The 17,263-nt window shown below is 58.5% G+C and carries 16 protein-coding genes, 3 tRNA genes and 1 pseudogene; 12 read left to right on the top strand and 8 right to left on the bottom strand.

Going from position 1 to position 17,263, the window contains the following annotated elements:
* Window positions 1–128 precede the first annotated feature (128 nt).
* Window positions 129–863, top strand: a complete 735-nt coding sequence (gene cobO / locus NW816_RS08400) for a cob(I)yrinic acid a,c-diamide adenosyltransferase (protein ID WP_414380934.1) — start codon at window positions 129–131, stop codon at window positions 861–863.
* A 16-nt stretch (window positions 864–879) separates the two neighbouring features.
* Window positions 880–2,283, top strand: a complete 1,404-nt coding sequence (locus NW816_RS08395; RefSeq protein ID WP_414408862.1) for a cobyrinate a,c-diamide synthase — start codon at window positions 880–882, stop codon at window positions 2,281–2,283.
* Here the strand turns inward: NW816_RS08395 and NW816_RS08390 are convergent.
* A complete protein-coding gene (locus NW816_RS08390; protein WP_414408861.1) occupies window positions 2,280–3,527 on the bottom strand; it encodes a URC4/urg3 family protein in 1,248 nt (415 codons plus the stop codon). The genes NW816_RS08395 and NW816_RS08390 overlap by 4 nt on opposite strands.
* Before the next feature lie 485 nt (window positions 3,528–4,012).
* Here NW816_RS08390 and NW816_RS08385 point away from each other — a divergent pair, with 485 nt between their 5' ends.
* Complete coding sequence (locus NW816_RS08385) at window positions 4,013–4,360, top strand: DUF1815 family protein (protein ID WP_011434143.1); 348 nt, start codon at window positions 4,013–4,015, stop codon at window positions 4,358–4,360.
* Between the two features lie 291 nt (window positions 4,361–4,651).
* On the opposite strand, the gene NW816_RS08380 is transcribed toward NW816_RS08385, so the two are convergent.
* A tRNA-Glu gene (locus NW816_RS08380) sits at window positions 4,652–4,724 on the bottom strand.
* A gap of 495 nt (window positions 4,725–5,219) precedes the next feature.
* Here NW816_RS08380 and clpP point away from each other — a divergent pair.
* From clpP to NW816_RS08360, 4 genes are all read left to right on the top strand, one after another.
* A complete protein-coding gene (gene clpP / locus NW816_RS08375) occupies window positions 5,220–5,822 on the top strand; it encodes an ATP-dependent Clp endopeptidase proteolytic subunit ClpP (RefSeq protein WP_011434140.1) in 603 nt (200 codons plus the stop codon).
* A 509-nt stretch (window positions 5,823–6,331) separates the two neighbouring features.
* Window positions 6,332–7,756 (top strand): form I ribulose bisphosphate carboxylase large subunit, encoded by a 1,425-nt coding sequence (locus tag NW816_RS08370; RefSeq protein WP_414355962.1) that lies wholly within the window; start codon window positions 6,332–6,334, stop codon window positions 7,754–7,756.
* A 66-nt stretch (window positions 7,757–7,822) separates the two neighbouring features.
* Entirely contained in the window at window positions 7,823–8,230 is a 408-nt protein-coding gene (gene rcbX / locus NW816_RS08365) for a RuBisCO chaperone RbcX (RefSeq protein WP_414408860.1), read from the top strand.
* An 8-nt stretch (window positions 8,231–8,238) separates the two neighbouring features.
* Window positions 8,239–8,571 (top strand): ribulose bisphosphate carboxylase small subunit, encoded by a 333-nt coding sequence (locus NW816_RS08360; protein WP_011434136.1) that lies wholly within the window; start codon window positions 8,239–8,241, stop codon window positions 8,569–8,571.
* Window positions 8,572–8,736: 165 nt separating this feature from the next.
* Here the strand turns inward: NW816_RS08360 and NW816_RS08355 are convergent, their stop codons facing one another.
* The 3 genes from NW816_RS08355 to NW816_RS08345 form a co-directional block, all read right to left on the bottom strand.
* Window positions 8,737–9,495 carry a DUF92 domain-containing protein gene (locus NW816_RS08355; protein ID WP_414408859.1) on the bottom strand — a complete coding sequence of 253 codons (759 nt, stop codon included), beginning with the start codon at window positions 9,493–9,495 and terminating at the stop codon, window positions 8,737–8,739.
* A 307-nt stretch (window positions 9,496–9,802) separates the two neighbouring features.
* Window positions 9,803–9,893, bottom strand: a tRNA-Ser gene (locus NW816_RS08350).
* Window positions 9,894–10,045: 152 nt separating this feature from the next.
* Entirely contained in the window at window positions 10,046–10,594 is a 549-nt protein-coding gene (locus NW816_RS08345) for a hypothetical protein (RefSeq protein ID WP_414408858.1), read from the bottom strand.
* Window positions 10,595–11,167: 573 nt separating this feature from the next.
* Between NW816_RS08345 and NW816_RS08340 the strand changes: the two genes are divergently transcribed.
* Both NW816_RS08340 and NW816_RS08335 read left to right on the top strand, forming a co-directional pair.
* Window positions 11,168–12,130, top strand: coding sequence for a PhoH family protein (locus NW816_RS08340; RefSeq protein WP_414358203.1), 963 nt, complete (start codon window positions 11,168–11,170; stop codon window positions 12,128–12,130).
* On the top strand, window positions 12,127–12,852 hold the full coding sequence (locus NW816_RS08335) for an HAD-IA family hydrolase (RefSeq protein ID WP_414408857.1): 726 nt from the start codon (window positions 12,127–12,129) through the stop codon (window positions 12,850–12,852). The genes NW816_RS08340 and NW816_RS08335 overlap by 4 nt, the downstream gene beginning before the upstream one ends.
* Here the strand turns inward: NW816_RS08335 and NW816_RS08330 are convergent.
* From NW816_RS08330 to NW816_RS08320, 3 genes are all read right to left on the bottom strand, one after another.
* Complete coding sequence (locus NW816_RS08330; protein WP_414408856.1) at window positions 12,830–13,645, bottom strand: alpha/beta fold hydrolase; 816 nt, start codon at window positions 13,643–13,645, stop codon at window positions 12,830–12,832. The two genes, NW816_RS08335 and NW816_RS08330, sit on opposite strands and share 23 nt — an antisense overlap.
* Complete coding sequence (locus NW816_RS08325) at window positions 13,642–14,331, bottom strand: lysophospholipid acyltransferase family protein (RefSeq protein WP_414408855.1); 690 nt, start codon at window positions 14,329–14,331, stop codon at window positions 13,642–13,644. The genes NW816_RS08330 and NW816_RS08325 overlap by 4 nt, the downstream gene beginning before the upstream one ends.
* Before the next feature lie 98 nt (window positions 14,332–14,429).
* A complete protein-coding gene (locus NW816_RS08320; RefSeq protein WP_041436711.1) occupies window positions 14,430–15,578 on the bottom strand; it encodes a cob(I)yrinic acid a,c-diamide adenosyltransferase in 1,149 nt (382 codons plus the stop codon).
* Window positions 15,579–15,746: 168 nt separating this feature from the next.
* On the opposite strand from NW816_RS08320, the gene NW816_RS08315 reads away from it, so the two are divergent.
* The 3 genes and pseudogenes from NW816_RS08315 to NW816_RS08305 form a co-directional block, all read left to right on the top strand.
* Window positions 15,747–16,691: a PLP-dependent cysteine synthase family protein gene (locus NW816_RS08315; protein WP_414374559.1), complete on the top strand. Its 945-nt coding sequence runs from the start codon at window positions 15,747–15,749 to the stop codon at window positions 16,689–16,691.
* Between the two features lie 110 nt (window positions 16,692–16,801).
* Window positions 16,802–16,882 (top strand) — tRNA-Leu (locus tag NW816_RS08310).
* Window positions 16,878–17,132 (top strand): annotated as a pseudogene (locus NW816_RS08305) (IS5/IS1182 family transposase); the annotation flags it as partial. The gene NW816_RS08310 and the pseudogene NW816_RS08305, both read left to right, overlap by 5 nt.
* Window positions 17,133–17,263 lie beyond the last annotated feature (131 nt).

The raw sequence follows: 17,263 nt of genomic DNA, 5'->3' as shown, positions 1-17,263 counted from the left end.
AGGATGGGGGCGGTCTGCTGTGGGGGAACTTGAGTTTGCCCTAACAGTCGCGTCAGCGGTGCAGTTCCCCTGCCGTAGGCACAGCACCTTCCCCTCAGCTTGTGTGGCGAATCTCAATTTTTATGATTATGGCCCAACCCGCCCTGTCTGGCTGGCCTGCACCGGCTTCGGGATCCCAGCCCCTGCCCCCCTCGACAACAGAACTTGAGGCTGCTTGCGATAGCTCACCGGGCACAGAGGCTGACCCAAACTGGCGGCACCGCCAAAGAATGCAAAAACGCCAGCAGCGGCAGCGGCAGCGTCTGTCGGGCATGCGAGATGACAAGGGCTTGATCATCGTACACACCGGGCAGGGCAAGGGAAAGACCACGGCTGCCTTTGGCATGATCTTCCGCGCCCTCGGCCAGGGATTGTCGGTGGGGGTGGTGCAATTTATCAAGGGGGCCTGGGATCCAGGAGAAGCCAAGCTATTGCGGAAATTGGCCGAGCATCCAGAGCTGGGCCTGGGGAAAATAGCTTTTTACGCCATGGGAGAGGGCTTTACCTGGGAAACCCAAGACCGGGAGCGAGACATCGCCCATGCACAGGCGGCCTGGGAAAAGGGGCGGGAGCTGTTCACCAGCGGGGAGTTTCAGTTGGTGCTTCTGGATGAGATCAATGTCGCCCTCAAGTTGGGATATCTCTCGCCGGACAGGGTGTTGGCCGGGCTAGCGGAGAAACCGGAGCGGGTTCACCTGATCTTGACGGGGCGGGGCGCGCCGGCAGCGTTGATCGACCGAGCCGATCTGGTGACGGAGATGACTTTGGTCAAGCATCCCTTCCGTGACCAGGGGATCAAGGCGCAAATCGGCATCGAGTTCTAACCCTTGGGCAGGAAAGATGGCCATTCTGCTGGCGGCGGCAGCAAGCGGCAGCGGCAAAACCACCATCACTCTGGCTCTGTTGGCCGCTCTGAGGCGACGGGGCCTGCGCATCCAACCTTTCAAGGTGGGGCCGGATTACATTGATCCTCTGTTTCACACGGCGGTGAGCGGGATCCCCTGTCGCACTTTGGATCCCTTCTTGACCGACGAGGACTTTGTGCAGCGCTGCTTTCGCCACCATTGCCAGGGCAAGGATGGAGCCATTGTGGAGGGGGTAATGGGCCTCTTCGATGGACGAGCGCCGGGATCCCTGCCCCTCCCCGAGGGCGGAACGGAGCCTTTTTTTGCCAGCAGCGCCCATGTAGCCCGCCTGCTCGGGATCCCTGTGGTGCTGGTGATCGATGGCAGCGGCATGGGAACGACGGTGGCCGCTTTGCTCTACGGCTTGAGCCGCTGGGATCCCCGCCTCTCCATTGCTGGGGTGATTTTCAACCGGGTGGCCTCGGAGCGGCATGGACAAATCTTGCAGCAGGCAGCGGCTGCAGCGGGGATCCCAGTCTTGGGCCAGTTTCCCCGGCGGGAGGATTTGCGGTTGCCCAGCCGACACCTGGGGTTGGTGCCTGTCTCAGAACTGGATCACTTCCCCCACTGGCAAGCTGCCTGGGCCGAGCTGGCCGAGCAACACGTCAATTGGGATAGCCTATTGCCCCTCATTCGGAGGCTTCCTCCAGCGGTAGGAGAGCTGTGGCCAGGGATCCCCCCTCTCACCGAAAGGACTCCGCCCCGCCGCTGCGAACAGGTACGGGTGGCGGTGGCCCAAGACCACGCCTTTAACTTCTACTACGCCGACAACTTGGATCTGTTGCGGGCCTGTGGAGCCGAGCTGCTGGAGTATTCCCCCCTCCAGGTGGGGCTATGGCCACCGGAGCCCTGCGACGGCGTGCTGCTGGGGGGAGGGTTCCCGGAATTGTTTGCAGCACCTCTATCTGAGAGAATTAACCAACAACCTCCCCCGCCCACCCACCCACCCCTCTACGCCGAGTGCGGCGGACTGATGGTGCTGGGCCAATCCCTTACCGATTTTCAGGGAAAGACCTACCCGATGGCCGGGCTATTACCCATCCAGGTAGACATGGCCAACCGGCTATGTTTGGGCTACCGCGCAGCTGCCGTTTTGCGCCCAACCCTGCTGGCGCCAGCTGGGGATCGCCTGCGCGGGCATGAATTTCACCGCTCCCGCAGCACCCCCATCTCCCCCAGCCCAATCTACAGCTGGGGATCCCCCGCCCAGCTTCAACAGGAAGGATGGGCCACCGAGCGTCTTCACGCTTCGTACCTGCATCTGCACTGGGGATCCCGTCCTGATTTGGCCCTGAGATTATTACAGAACTTCTTAAGAATCTCGAAAGGGGATCCCTAAAAAACCGTGCCATCGCTGAGCAGTTGGATGGGAGGAGAAGCATCTGGCCTAAGCTGGGCCGCTATTTGCCGTCCTGCCGTCCAGGTTCCCCCTTGCAGTATCTTCACCAGGGGCAACTCTTGGGCAGAGCAACCCAGTCTTTCCCGGATTAAGGAGGCAACTTGATCCAGCAAAATCACCGTCAGGGCCCGCCACTCCACAATCACCGTCGAATCTGGAGGATACGGTTGCTGACCAATCTCCGGCTGCTTAAGTTGGATCACCCCCAAATCCACAAACAACCCCCCGTTGCGATACTCCGCCAAACCCGTCAGCTCATCCAAACCCCAGATCGGGATCCCCTCCTGCTGCAACGGCTCCAGCAGAGAATAGGTCATCCACTGCAACAACTTGTGAAAAGGCACCCAATGGCTCCCCGGCTCTGTTTGGGGCAGGTGGGGATAGGGCCAGACATCCCCCAGAGGGATCCCGGCCAGCGAGACTCGCCCAGGCCAAATGGGGCCAACCCCCCTCTGAACTGCCTGTAAGACCTGTGCTGCTTTGATCCCACGGCTGGGATCCTCGGGTTGGATTGCTTCCCACAACCGGCCAGGACGGGGAAGATTGTGACCGGATCCAAAGTAATGGGGTTGAGCCCACAAAGCTTGTGCCAACCTTTGCAGCAGTTGCCAGCGCCCCTCCAGTCCCAGTAAAGGATTTTCCGGCCCCACCTGGAAAGCTGCTGCCAAATCCGCCAAGGTGATCCGCTCCAGGCCCGCCGCATCCACCTGCAGAGGCTGCTGGGGATCGCTGGAAAACCCACCTTGCCAGAACCAGTCGAAACTGGCCAAGGCCAAACCTTCGGAACGACCCACCACCGTCTGACTTTCTGGATCCCAGTACTTCCAGGCAGAGCCTGCGCCTGCGTCCAGCAACACGCTGACGATGGCCAGATCCCACTTGCATCGCAGCCGCTCCAGCGGATCCATGTCTTTAAGTCGATTTTCCAAACGGGCTAGGCGCTCCCCGGATCCCACCTGAAAATGTTGCCAGCGGCTGTGGAAGGGAATTTCCCCGTTGGGATAATGGGCCCGCATTGTGGTGATCACATAGTCGGCTACGGATCCCAGCCGGTTCAGGTCGAGGCGAAAATGCTCTGATTCACCGGCCAAAACCCTTTCCAATAGCAACCGACAGCGATCCCGAATGGCTTGGGGACTCTGCAAATAAGCCACTCGTTTTTCCAGATCAACAGGTGTCAGCATCAAGCCGTTCCTTCTCAATTGTCCATGCCGAGAATTTTCTCAGCATAATCGGGCGGGAACCCACCTTGATCTGCATTCGTCTGCAAGCCTTGGCCCACTTGACACTCCCGCCGGTCTCTTGTCAAAAGACCGCGTCTTACTTCGCGATCGGTGAGACCCTTGCAAGAGAAAGCTTTGAGGCAACTGTCCTGCTGACACGAGCAGCCCTGAGCCATTTTGAGAAAAGACTGGGCCAAGCACTGGGTGAGGATCCCGATAGATAAGAGCATTGACTCGAGGTAAATTTTGATGTCCCTGTTAAGAGAAGTGTTGAATACTACATTTCACTGAAGTAGACTTCGCCTACTCTGTGGCCTTAACCACTTCCTTGAGGGGTTGTCGATTGTTATGATAGATGTAATCCTAGCCCTAAGCATAAATTACTAGTTAGGTCATTTGCAGCTAGGCTAAGCCCCAAAAGTGCCAATCCGTTAGGGAGGAGTGTGATGTTCACACGGTTGGCGGAACAATACCGCAGCTATGTTCAAGATCTGGTGATGAGTTTGCAGGCTCTGGCCATCGTTTTGGAGAAGCGGGGCTACCCAGCCTCTTGCTACACCTGTGGTACGTCTTTCGAGAGTGCCTCGTTTATGGTCAGTTTACGAGAGGGGCACCTAATCCGCTTTTTGGTTTCCGAATGCTCCATTAGCTGGACAGAAATGCGGGATGACCGGGAGCTTATGAAATTGGAAGGGGCAGAGGCGATTCGCCAACTGCAGGAGCTGGCAGAGCTTATCAAAGATGAGCTGTTGGTCGCCGCCACGCCGGCTGAAGCTCTGGTGGCCAGCACCTGATCCTGGCAGGCCCTAGGTCTGCCCGAACCCAACCCGTGACCGATTGGGCAACTGGGCCCGACCTTCTAGAGGCTTTCCCAATCTTGGGGGGGGCGAGGGCTGGATAGGAATCCTCCCCGATGGAGTGGCAGTTGGCTAACTGCCAATACCACTTGTGTCTGGATCCCAGATGACTCGTTCTCCGGGTTTGTATCTGGAGTAGCTTATGGCCGTGAAGACTCTCCAGGCAAGGCGTCACTGCTGCCAGGGATCCCGTGTCGACGGGCTCAGTCTCTCATGGCTCTTACGCAATACCCCCAAGGGGATTCGAACCCCTGTCGCATCCGTGAAAGGGATGTGTCCTAGGCCTCTAGACGATGGGGGCACTCGGAAACGAGGCGATCCTAATCCTAAGGAATGGCAAGTAAGCTTGTCAACTTAAACTTTTTTCCCCGTCCTAATCGGCGTCGCCAGAACTACGCCCTGCCAAGTTCAGGATCAAGATCCCCAACAGAGCCAGGCTCAGCAGGCTGGCAATCACAATCGGTTCATCTGGGATCACGTCCATCTTGGCTTCGCCTTCCCCCATCGTTAAAAAGCTACACCTCAGACCCGTTCCACAAACCAGCGACTACTCCTTGCTCGATCCGCCTAAGTTTTCACCTGGCGAGCACCCCTTGGCCGTTGGCAAGGCCAGTCAGGAGCTGTAGCCAGGGAAGAAGAGGGATCCCGCCACAACCACCCCATCTCTCTGCTGTTCTAGCAGACTCACACCCCGTCGAGCCCGGTACCGAGCAAGGCCGGTGAGCCGTCCTAAGCAAAGCATCCATCCAGTGGCTTAGACTACACTAGTAAGGACTGACCCATCGCTTGGACTGGCATGATTCCCACCGTTATTGAGCAATCTGCGCGAGGCGAGCGCGCCTTTGACATCTACTCGCGTCTTTTGCGGGATCGGATCATTTTCTTGGGCACCCAGGTGGACGACGACATTGCCAACCTGATTGTGGCCCAGATGCTCTACTTGGAATCGGAAGACCCCGAAAAAGACATCTACCTCTACATCAACTCCCCCGGTGGCTCTGTCTATGCCGGCATGGCCATTTACGACACCATGCAGCACATTCAGCCGGATGTCTCCACCATCTGCATTGGTTTGGCTGCTAGCATGGGAGCTTTTCTGCTGGCAGGGGGCACCAAAGGCAAGCGCATTGCCCTTCCCCACGCCCGCATCATGATCCACCAACCCCTTGGTGGAGCTCAGGGGCCAGCTACCGATATTGAAATTCAGGCCAAAGAGATCCTCTTCATCAAAAACAGCCTCAATAGCCTGCTGGCCTACCACACCGGCCAACCTCTAGAGCGCATCGAACGAGATACCGACCGCGACAACTTCATGACCCCAGAACAAGCCAAAGAGTACGGCCTTATCGACCAGGTGATCAGCAAGAGACCCCAGCCAACCCTGGCAGCCGTTTCTTGACCGTCCAGGCCCTGCGGGTGGGTTTGCTCTGCTTCCTCAAAGAAGGGAGCTTTTGGTTTTGGCCGGGGATCCCACCCGAAGGATATTAAGAAAGCCAAAGAAATCTGTATTCTCGGCAGGCAGCAACGGGACTCACTTTAACCAAACTAATCAAACTCATAAAGAAAGTAATGTTCAGCCCACTATTGCGGATGATAGCTTAGGATTAAACCAATATAGAGTTGTGTTTGCCGAGATTCTAGCTTAGGCACTGTATAAAAATCTTTCTACTGGATTTGCAAGTCCAGGGAGTCCAAGCTAGCAATTGAAGGCACTCGAAAAGAAGGGTTTGGGGCTTCCATCCCCTGGGATGAAGAGTGTCTTAAGGCCCAACTTTGGCCTCGCGGTTGTGGGGCGAGTTCGTTCACGAAAACTCGGTGGTCTTGAGTTTTGGCCCTGGGTTTTTTCCTCTTGGTTGCATCCGTGAATGGCATTTTCTGGTTCTGTGATTCGTTCAGAGGGAGATCAACGTGGCCTATTCAGCAACCCAATCCAAAAGCGGCTATCAAGCCGGTGTGAAGGATTACCGACTCACCTATTACACTCCCGACTACACGCCTAAGGATACCGACGTCTTGGCCTGTTTCCGGGTTACTCCTCAGCCGGGTGTTCCTCCCGAAGAGGCCGGGGCGGCTGTGGCGGCTGAGTCTTCGACAGGCACCTGGACAACGGTATGGACAGATTTGCTGACCGACTTGGATCGGTACAAAGGCCGCTGCTATGACATCGAGCCGGTTCCCGGCGAAGACAACCAGTACTTCTGCTTCGTCGCCTATCCGCTGGATCTGTTCGAGGAAGGCTCGGTGACCAACATGCTCACCTCGATTGTGGGCAACGTTTTTGGCTTTAAGGCCCTAAAGGCGCTGCGGCTGGAAGATGTACGAATTCCGGTGGCCTACCTGAAAACCTTCCAAGGCCCTCCCCACGGCATTCAGGTGGAGCGGGACAAATTGAATAAGTATGGCCGTCCGCTGCTGGGCTGCACCATCAAGCCCAAGTTGGGCCTTTCTGCCAAAAATTACGGGCGGGCCGTGTATGAAGCTCTGCGGGGCGGCCTGGACTTCACCAAAGATGACGAAAACATCAACTCCCAGCCCTTCCAGCGCTGGCGGGATCGCTACTTGTTCGTGATGGAGGCTGTCCACAAGGCCCAAGCGGAAACCGGCGAGATCAAGGGCCACTACTTGAACGTAACGGCGCCCACCTGTGAAGAGATGTTCAAGCGGGCCGAGTTTGCCAAGGAGTTGGGCGCTCCCATCATCATGCACGACTACTTGACAGCTGGCTTCACTGCCAACACCAGCCTGGCCAAGTGGTGCCGGGATAACGGCATTCTGCTGCACATCCACCGGGCAATGCACGCGGTGATCGACCGGCAGAAAAACCATGGCATCCACTTCCGGGTGTTGGCCAAGTGTTTGCGCATGTCCGGTGGCGACCACCTGCACGCCGGTACGGTAGTGGGCAAGCTGGAAGGCGACCGCGCCATTACGATGGGCTTTGTGGATCTCATGCGGGAAAACTACGTAGAGGCCGATCGCTCCCGCGGCATTTTCTTCACCCAAGATTGGGCTTCCATGCCAGGGGTGATGCCGGTGGCTTCCGGCGGGATCCACGTTTGGCACATGCCGGCACTGGTGGAAATCTTCGGCGACGACTCGGTGCTGCAGTTCGGCGGCGGAACCTTGGGGCACCCCTGGGGCAATGCGCCGGGCGCAACCGCCAACCGGGTGGCCTTGGAGGCTTGTATCCAAGCTCGTAACGAAGGTCGAGACCTGGCCCGTGAAGGCAACGACATCATCCGGGAAGCGGCCAAGTGGTCGCCGGAGCTGGCGGCTGCCTGCGAGCTGTGGAAGGAAATCAAGTTCGAGTTCAAGGCCGTCGACACCCTCTAGAGATCTGCTGGGGGCAAGGGATCCCTACGGTTCTCTTGCCCTGCTGGCCCCCTCCCTGGATCGGCAATGGATCTGAAACAGATCGCCAAAGACACCGCCAAGACCTTGATCAGCTACCTGACTTATCAGGCGATGCGCACGGTGCTGGCTCAACTGAGCGAAACAGATCCCCCCAGGGCTCTTTGGCTACAGCAGTTCTCCGCTCGGCAAAACCTTCAGGATGGAGAAGCCTACCTGCGGGCTTTGCTGGCTGAGCGTCCTGAGTTGGCCTATCGCATCATGACCGTTCGTGAACACATTGCTGCGGAGGTGGTTGATTACCTGCCGGAGATGGCCAAAGCCGGCATCCAGCAAGCCAACATGGAGCACCGCCGCAATCATCTAGAACGGATCACCTCGGCGACAGGATCCCTGCCTCTTACCCACCCGGAAGCGGGATCCCCCCCACAAAACCCTAGACCCGAAACGGAGTGATACCCATCATGCAAACCTTACCGAAAGAGCGCCGCTACGAAACCCTCTCCTACTTGCCGCCGCTGACGGATCTGCAGATCATCAAGCAGGTGCAGTACATCTTGGATCAGGGCTATATCCCTGCCATAGAGTTCAACGAATCTTCTGAACCGACGGTTCGCTACTGGACACTGTGGAAGCTGCCCCTGTTCAGCGCCACTTCTCCCCAGGAGGTGCTCAGTGAGGTGCAGGCTTGCCGCAGCGCCTACCCCAACTGTTTCATTCGCGTGGTGGGGTTCGACAACATTAAGCAATGCCAAGTGCTCAGCTTCCTGGTCTATAAGCCCAGCGGCCTGCGCTAGGAGAGCGTCTTGCCAGTTCCCGGTCAAGTTCTGGCCAGCAACAGGGGAGAGCTTCTCCCCTTTTTGTCTTTATATTCGCTTCAGTTTAGGGTGAGACGCCTGGGCTACTGAGAAAAGCCTTCCAGCCCCGTGTATTGTTGCTCCGCAACGCTAACGCCGTTGTTTCTAGGATCCGATGCCCACAAGGGATCCCAGCCCTGCCGCCAGAAGAGCGGCCAAAGTTGTTTGAATGCCGTTCACGACTTCGTTGGTCATCCAAGCCAAACGGGGTTGCAACACCACTCCCATCCAGCTTTCTGCCAAGGTGGCCAGGATCCCGGCCAGCCAGCAGATGCCCAGCCAAAATGGGCTTCCCCCTACCCATTCCCCGCCAATCCCCCAGGCCAACCCGGCCATCCCTGCCGCTGCCGCCACCCCCGCCAGGGATCCCTCTAGGCTTACAGCTCCTTCTGTGCCCGCCGGCACGGACTGGAAGGTGGTGATCAAAAAGGTCTTGCGGCCATAGGCTTTCCCCACCTCGCTGCTGACGGTATCGGCCAATTTCGCTGCAAAGCTGGCGCTGTATCCCAACCACCACAGGGGATGCGGGAAGAAAGCGTATCCTAGCGCACATCCTGCCCCGGTTAAAGCGGATCCCCAGACGTTCTCCGGCCCTCGCGCCCCCTCTCGCTTTTCGGCGATCCCCTGCGCCTGCTTGCGCCGGATCCCCAGTTTGGTTACGGCTGTTCCCACTAAAAAATAGGCAGCTACCACCGCGTAGCCCCGCCCGCCCAGCCCCCCCCACACCAGCAAGCCCAGAAGGCCCGCGTGGATGACCCCTGCTCGCGTCAGAGCTTTCTGAGGGCTCAGCAGACCCAGCACCACCAGAGCCAGGTTGAGCCAGAGTGCCACCCCCCACTGACTCAGAAGCCACGCCTGCCACATAAACGCTCAGAAGGGGGTGAAATTGCAACCGAGGTTGACATTCTCCCTGCCCTAAAGGGTAAGGATTCTTTCCCAGGTCGCAGGATGATCCCCACTTCCTGGGCCACACCACCCTTGCGAGTGATGGGGGATGCCATGACCCCAACTACTGGGATGAACTCGCAGATACTTTTCCTGTTGACACTGCGCCATATTCAAGTTGGCGGAGTTCAACCAGCACCATAGCACAAAGCCGCCCTGTTCAGCTTGCTGCCGCGCAGCGGTAGGACGGGGCTTGCAACCCAGTTTTCTTGGTCAACTACAGAAACGGAGAGGGAGGGATTCGAACCCTCGACGGAGCTTTTGGGCCCCGTAACTTCTTAGCAGGAAGCCGCTTTCGACCACTCAGCCACCTCTCCAGGGCCAGGAAGGGCAATAGCAAGCTGGGATCCAGCCACCAGTTCACTCATTGTAGGGGATGGGATCCCACCCGACAACCGCCCTTTGACCCGGCCTGCCAGGACTCCCAGTCGGGATCTCTTCTGGAGACAACTCCTGAGATTGGGTGGGCCTAGCTCACCACCTGCAGGTAAACGTCGAAGCTGCCGCTGTTGTCGCCGTAGCTGCCCTTGGCATCGTTAATGTTGAAGCCAATGTCCAAGTTGGGATCCAGATCCACCTCTTGGGGCTGTTCTGGCGAGGACTCGAACACCTGATGGGCCACCAGTTGGGCGTTGGGTTGAAACAGCACAATCCCGTAGCGGCAGAGGCCTGGGTAGCGCCACTCCTCAGGGGTCGGGATCCCTTTGCCAAGAGGGGAGCGGATGCTGGTGGAAAACGAGAAACCATAGCGCCAAGCCACATTCCTGGGGAAAAAGCGGATACGGCTGGCCCGCAGCGGACGCCCTTGCCAGCGTAAAATGTTGCCCGCCTCTTGGTTCACCCGCAGGTCACGGAAAGCCATCCAAGCCTGTAAAGCTTCTTCTTCAGGTTGGATCCCTTCGATGGCCAGAGCCTGGATCCAATCCAAGTCGCTGCCATCGCAGGTGATCTGCCGCGGAATTTGCGCCAAATCCAGTTGTGCCAACCCCAGAGTATCAGACGCAGATTGGGTAAACATCTATCTCTCCTGTTTCCATCTGATTTTTCAAAATGACTCCAGAAAGGATGGGCTCCCTCCCCAGAGATTGAGGAGCCGCAGGGATCCCAAAAATGTGTCTAGGGAAGGGTTGTAAGAGACCAACCTATCCACATCTCCCCTGCTGGGTAGAGAATGTCAGATGCACGATGCCCAACGGAGCTGAAAACCTCAAGCTCTTGCCCAAACGGATGAGAGGTTGGGAGTTCAAGCCCCTTTAGCAATAGATCAACTTTACTTGATGAATAGGAGCTATTCCCGAAAAAAGAGCCCTTTGCAATACTTTTTTAGGGAACCTTAGAGAGTTGTTAATCCCCTGTGACTTGGCTGCCCATAAAGACCAGAATCCAAATCCGGGTTTGGTGCAGATCTTCCAGAGACTCGTATTCTGGAACACATTAGTTTGTGCAATCCCCTGTTGAGCACTCTTGCACTCGACCCCTGGGCTCTCCCCGACCCGGAGCGCTCTGGCAAGCGCTTTTGATTTGATAAGATCGCCGTCATAGGTCTCGCAGGGTGCCCGGCGCCCACCGCATGCACGACAACCCCACTTCCATCTCTACTGACTTCGAAATCATCTCTCTGTCCGATCCTCAGCAGGCCATGTCTTTGGCGGGCATTCAGGAGGCCAACTTGAGGTGGATCAGTCGCTCCAGCGGTGCCTCTGTAACGCTGCGCGGACAAGACCTGTATCTGAAAGGCACTCCTCAACAGCGGCAGCAGGTGCGGCAATGGCTAGAATTGCTGAAGCCGCTTTGGCAAACTGGACACCCTGTTACTGTGATCGATGCAGAGCAAGCTTTTCGCGCCCTCTCCGGCCAGGAGGCTGCCGCCTATCAGCAAGCACAAGCAGGAGTTTTGGCCCGCACCCGCAAAGGGGAGCTCATCCGACCGAAGACGCCCCGCCAACAGGAGTATGTGCGAGCCATTCGCGCCCATGACCTCTGCTTTGGCATCGGGCCGGCGGGTACCGGCAAAACCTATCTGGCTGCCGTTGTGGCCATCACGGCTCTGCAAAACCGAGAGTATGAGCGCCTGATCTTGACTCGCCCGGCTGTGGAAGCGGGAGAAAAACTGGGGTTTTTGCCGGGGGATCTGGTGGAAAAGGTGGATCCCTATCTGCGGCCCCTTTACGATGCCCTATTCGAGTTTATTGACCCGGCCAAGCTGCCGCAGTTGATGGAGCAGGGGGTGATCGAGGTGGCGCCGCTGGCCTATATGCGAGGCCGCACTTTGAGCAATGCCTTCATCATTTTGGATGAAGCCCAGAACACCACCCCTGAGCAGATGAAGATGGCCCTTACCCGGCTGGGGTTCCGGTCGCGCATGGTGGTTACCGGGGATCTCACCCAAACGGATCTGGGCAAACATCGCACGTCGGGCTTGGCCGCCGCGGAGCGCATTCTGGCAGGGGTGGAGGGGGTTGCCTTTTGCTACTTCGACCAGCGGGATGTGGTGCGCCACCCTCTGGTGCAGCGGATTGTCGATGCCTACGCGCGCTACGAGGGGCAGTCGTGAGGCTGAGGGTGCTCTTTTTCGACGCTGTGGGCACTTTGTTTCGGGTGCGGGGCAGTGTGGGCCAGGTTTACGGCCAGGTGGCAGCGGAGTACGGGGTGAGGGTGGATCCCCAAGCCTTGGATCGCGCTTTTGGCCGAGTTTTTGCCCGGGCTCCAGCCCCGGCCTGCCCAGGGTTGACGGGATCCCCTTTGCCGGATTGGGAGCAGGCCTGGTGGCGTCAGGTGGTGCGGGAGACATTTGCCCAGGTGGGATCCCTGGCTGCCTTCGGAGAGCACCGGTTTGAGGACTTCTTCACCCAACTGTTTGAGCACTTTGCCGGGGCGGATCCTTGGGAGCTGTATCCCGAGACGCTGCCGGTTTTGCGGGCCCTGCAGCAGGAAGGGATCCGGCTGGGGGTGATCTCCAACTTCGACAGCCGCTTGCCCAGAGTGCTGCAGCAGTTGCAGTTGGATCCCTACTTTTCCACCCTCACCCTCTCCACCCAAGTAGGCTATGCCAAGCCCGATCCCCGCATCTTCCAAGCTGCCCTGGCAGCCCACGGGATCCCCCCCGCAGCCGCCGGCCACATTGGCGACAGCCGCCGCGACGATTATCAGGGGGCAAAAGCAGCAGGCTTGCGAGCCCTTTGGCTGGATCGAGAGGGGAAGGATAGCTCCTGCCCAGAGCGGATAGAAGATCTGTGGGGATCCCTGTCCATGCTCAATGGGCCGAAGCAGAATTGAGCAGCAGGGGGGTGAAAAGGCCACCTGGCTTGAGCAGGTAACGCCGCAGGTTCATCTGCCGCTCCAGCAGACAAGCATGGCCGCTCTGGGGAGAGATCTCTATCTGTGCTTGGGGCAGCCGTTCCGCCAGTCGGCCCACCTCCTGCACCGAGGGCAAGAGGCGATCCCGGCCCCCTGCCACCAGCAAAGTCGGCATGGTCATCAACTCCAGAGGCAGCTTCTCCACAACAAAGGATCCCAGCAAAGCCAAGCGCTGGGCAGCCACTGTGGGCTCAACACTGTGAACCGCCTGGCGCAGCCGCTCCCGATCCGGCGGCTCCATTTGGCTGAGCTCCGCCAAAGCCCCCAACCCTCGCTCCGACAACTGGTGATAGAGCGCCGGCGGCAAAAAGGGCAAGAGAACATGTCCTGCCCACCACCAGGGCCTGCGTCGCAGCGACGAGGCCGGATTGACCAAAATGAGGCCACGGCACCGTTCCGGCCATTGGGCAGCCACCAACAGAGCCAGGCAGGCCCCGAAAGATTCCCCACACAAATACGCCCCCGCTTCTAGCTGGGATCCCACCCAATCGGCCAGGGTTTCCCAGCTATCCCCCGCTTCCGGGTGGTTCAAACTCAGGGGGCGAATGCGAAACTCCCGCTGCAGAGCCTGCGCCTGCCGGTAAAACAACGTACCTGTGCCATCCATACCGGGCAAATACAGCAGCAGGGGCCGCTCCTGACCGACCGCTCCCGTTGCCGGGCTGACCAAGCTAGAGGCAGATGCTACCGGCTCGCCACTCAACTTTCTCATCTCTCTGCCAATCCCAATCGCACCTGTTCTCGGGCCGCTGCAGTTAGCTCTTGAATGACCTGCATTCGCTCGCGTCGGGATCCCTGGCGCTGCTTCCCACTCACCCAAAGGGGGGATCCCACCCTGAGCACCACCCGCCGATACAACACCACCGGATGTCCCCCTTCCTGTTGAAATCGGGGTTCAGTGGGGTCAAACCAGCGGAAAAAAGCCATGGGAATATCCATCCCCCGCCATTCTTCCTGCGCCCACACCGCCACCGGCAGAATCGGCAAGGGATCCACCGCTGCCGCCAGCGCCAGGTGGGCAAAACCCGGCTGAAACCGCCCCACCTCCCCAGGCGAGGTCTCACGGGTGATCTGCTCCGCCCCCTCTGGGAAGATCCCCACCCCCACGCCCGCCGCCAAACTGGCCTGTGCCTGGCGAAAAAAATGGATTTGCTGTCGGGATCCCTGCTTGAGGGGAATGCAGTCCAAAGCCAAGGCGATCTCCCGCAGCAGCGGCACCTGAGCCAGGTAGTAATGGCAGGCAAAGCGAATCGGTCGGCCCAACCCCGCGATCAGCACCGGTGCATCCAGAAAACTGCGGTGATTGCTCACCACCACCAGCGGGCCAGCAGGAACACGCTCCCCTCCCTCCACCCACACTTCCGTCTGGAAAAGGGTGAGCAACAACTGGGCCAGCATCCTGGGATCCGGTGGCCAAGAGAGATCAGACCTGGCCGAGGGCAAAGGTTGCCCAACCGCTGCAGTCGCGACAGCGTTGTGTAGCAGCAAGGATCCCATCAGTAGTCCACCCCGCGCCGCAGATCGGCCCCCTGCTCGGCATAGTGCTTGTGGCTCACCATTTCCGAGTGGACAGAGGCCAACTCAAAGTAAGGTAAGGGGGCATGGCAGCGCCCCGTGATGATGATCTCCGTATCGCGCGGCTTGCGCAGCAAAGCCTGCACAATCGGCTCCACGTCCAACAGCTCCAGATCCACTGTCGGGTTCAGCTCATCCAGGATGATGGTTTTGTACAGGCCGGAAGCAATGGCCGCCCGCGCCAACTCCCAGCCCCGCTCCGCTTCTACATAGTCGATTTCCTGTTGTTTGCCCCGCCAGACAATGGCATCCCGACCGCAGCGCTGGTGATCCACCAAATCGGGGTAGCTTTCCCGCAAGGCCCGAATGGCTGCATCCTCGGTGTAGCCTGTTCCCCCCTTCAGCCATTGCATGATCAGCACGCGATGGGAGAGATCCTTGCTGATGCCGCGCCCAATGGCTTGCAGAGCCCGACCCAGAGCGCTGGTGGATTTTCCCTTGCCGTTGCCGGTGTAGATCTCGATGCCGCTGCAAGGGGGTTGGCCGTTTTGGGGATCCGTCGCCCGCCGGACACTGCGCATTTCCGAGTGCAAATCCGCCAGGTCGATAATTTCCTTGGGAGCGCCGCGCCCGGTGATGATCACCTCCATGGCCTCCGGCTTTTGCTTGAGGGTACTGACCACCTCCTCCACAGGCAACAGGCCTAGATCCAGCACCGGGTTGAGCTCATCCAGCACCACCACCGAGTAAAACCCCGACGCCAAAGCCCCTTTGGCCACATCCCAACCGCGGCGGGCCTCCTGACGGTCAAACTTGGTGATCTCATCTGGGCCGAAAAACTCTCCCCGCCCGGTGCGCAATTGATCGATGAGATGGGGGAAGCCTCGCTGCAGAGCCGCAATGGCCGCATCCTCAGCATAGGTTCGGCCTGGCCCCTTGAGAAACCGCACCAGCAACACCCGGCTGGGGGCCGCCTTTTCGATCCCCAAGCCAATGGAACGCAGCACAACCCCTAGGGCCGCCTGGGACTTGCCTTTGCCCTCGCCGTCGTAGACATGGATCTGGCCCCGTCGCCGATCAAACTGCTGGGCAGTCACAATCCCAATTTCTGCCATGCCCCTCCGCGTCATCCTGCTGTGGGAAAATCCCACTTTTCTACCCCCATCTTAGAGCCTACTTGGAGCCTAGCCAGAACTTGGGCAGGAGGGGGAAACTAAAAAGCTCCCAAGAGGCCGGAAAGACCGGGGTAAGATGAGCAATGGTTGTCCAGCCGATGCCTGTCTAGCGAGGGATCCCCCTTGTATCCGACTGCATTTTCTTCTCGCCCGTTACTCCCTGCTGTGGATAGCCCTATTGAGCTGGTGGGGGGGACGCCGCTGATCCGTCTGCGGCGGGTTGCTGCCGATTTGCCGGAATCGGTACGGGTATATGGCAAGGCAGAGTGGTACAACCCTGGGGGTTCAGTCAAGGATCGCCCGGCCCTCAACATGATTCGCGCTGGCGAACGCCAGGGCAAGCTTACCCCCGGCAAGATCATCCTCGATGCCACCAGCGGTAACACCGGCATCGCCTATGCCTGGATCGGGGCGGCCTTGGGCTACAAAGTCAAGCTGGCCCTTCCCGCCAACGCCAGCCCAGAGCGCAAGAAGATCCTGGCTGCCTACGGCGTGGACTTGGTTCTGACGGATCCCGCTCTGGGATCCGATGGGGCCATCGAGAAAGCCCGCGCCCTCTATGCGGAAAACCCCGAGCTTTATTTCTACCCTGACCAGTACAGCAACCCCGCCAACTGGCAAGCCCACTACGAAACCACTGGGGTGGAGATTTGGGAGCAAACCCAGGGGCAGGTCACCCATTTTGTTACCGGGCTAGGCACCAGCGGCACCTGTATGGGGGTGGGGCGGCGCCTGCGAGAGTATCGCCCGGATATCCAAATCATTGCCATGCAGCCCGACTCTCCCTTCCATGGCCTAGAAGGGCTCAAGCACATGGCCACCGCTCTAAAACCTGAGATTTACGATCCCACCCTACCCGACCAGCACATCGAGATCTCCACAGAAGCAGCCCAGAAAATGGTTAAGCGCTTGGCTTTAGAGGAAGGCTTGCTGGTGGGCATCTCTGCCGGGGCCAATGTGGTGGCAGCCCTAGAGGTGGCCCGTCAGCTCTCCTCTGGAGTGGTGGTGACCATCTTTTGTGACGGGGCTGACAAGTATCTTTCCGAGCGTTTCTGGACAGAGGATTAACTTTCAGGCATGGGGAGTATGTCAACAAGGCAGGACAAGCCGTCGGCTGCAAAATGGCCAATGCCCTTAACAACTCCACCCTTCTGTCGCTATGATGGTTAGGCTCGGAAGCGGATGTGGCGGAATTGGTATACGCGCACGTTTGAGGGGCGTGTGGCTTTGCCTTGCGAGTTCGAGTCTCGCCATCCGCATCGATCCCTCCCGGAAAGATGTGGAAAGTGGTACACCATTTACCCAAGATTCCATCGCTGGAGTCGCTTGGGAGTCTGGGAGAGAATGTTTCAGTTCTTCATCACAGAACCCGATTGAGAGCATCTTGTCCTGGACTCAACCATCGTTCGTGCTCACCCCTGTGCAGCCAAAGGGGAGCAAGCCTTGGGCAGGAGTCGAGGTGGATACAGCTGGCAAGAAGAACACACGAAAGTGATAGGGGATAGAGGATAGGATTCCCATCGATTTACGCAGAGGATAGGGGAGAGTCGGGTGGTGATTCCTTCTAGGTCGTGTTGATCTTATGTTAGGATAGAGAGAATAATTTATAGAGGAAAGAGGATGAAGTTGGTTTTTTTAGA

Source organism: Synechococcus sp. W55.1 (assembly GCF_047461655.1).
GTDB lineage: Bacteria > Cyanobacteriota > Cyanobacteriia > Thermostichales > Thermostichaceae > Thermostichus.
The sequence above is the reverse complement of the archived record's forward strand: the minus strand, read 5'-3'. Positions and strand labels throughout refer to the sequence as shown.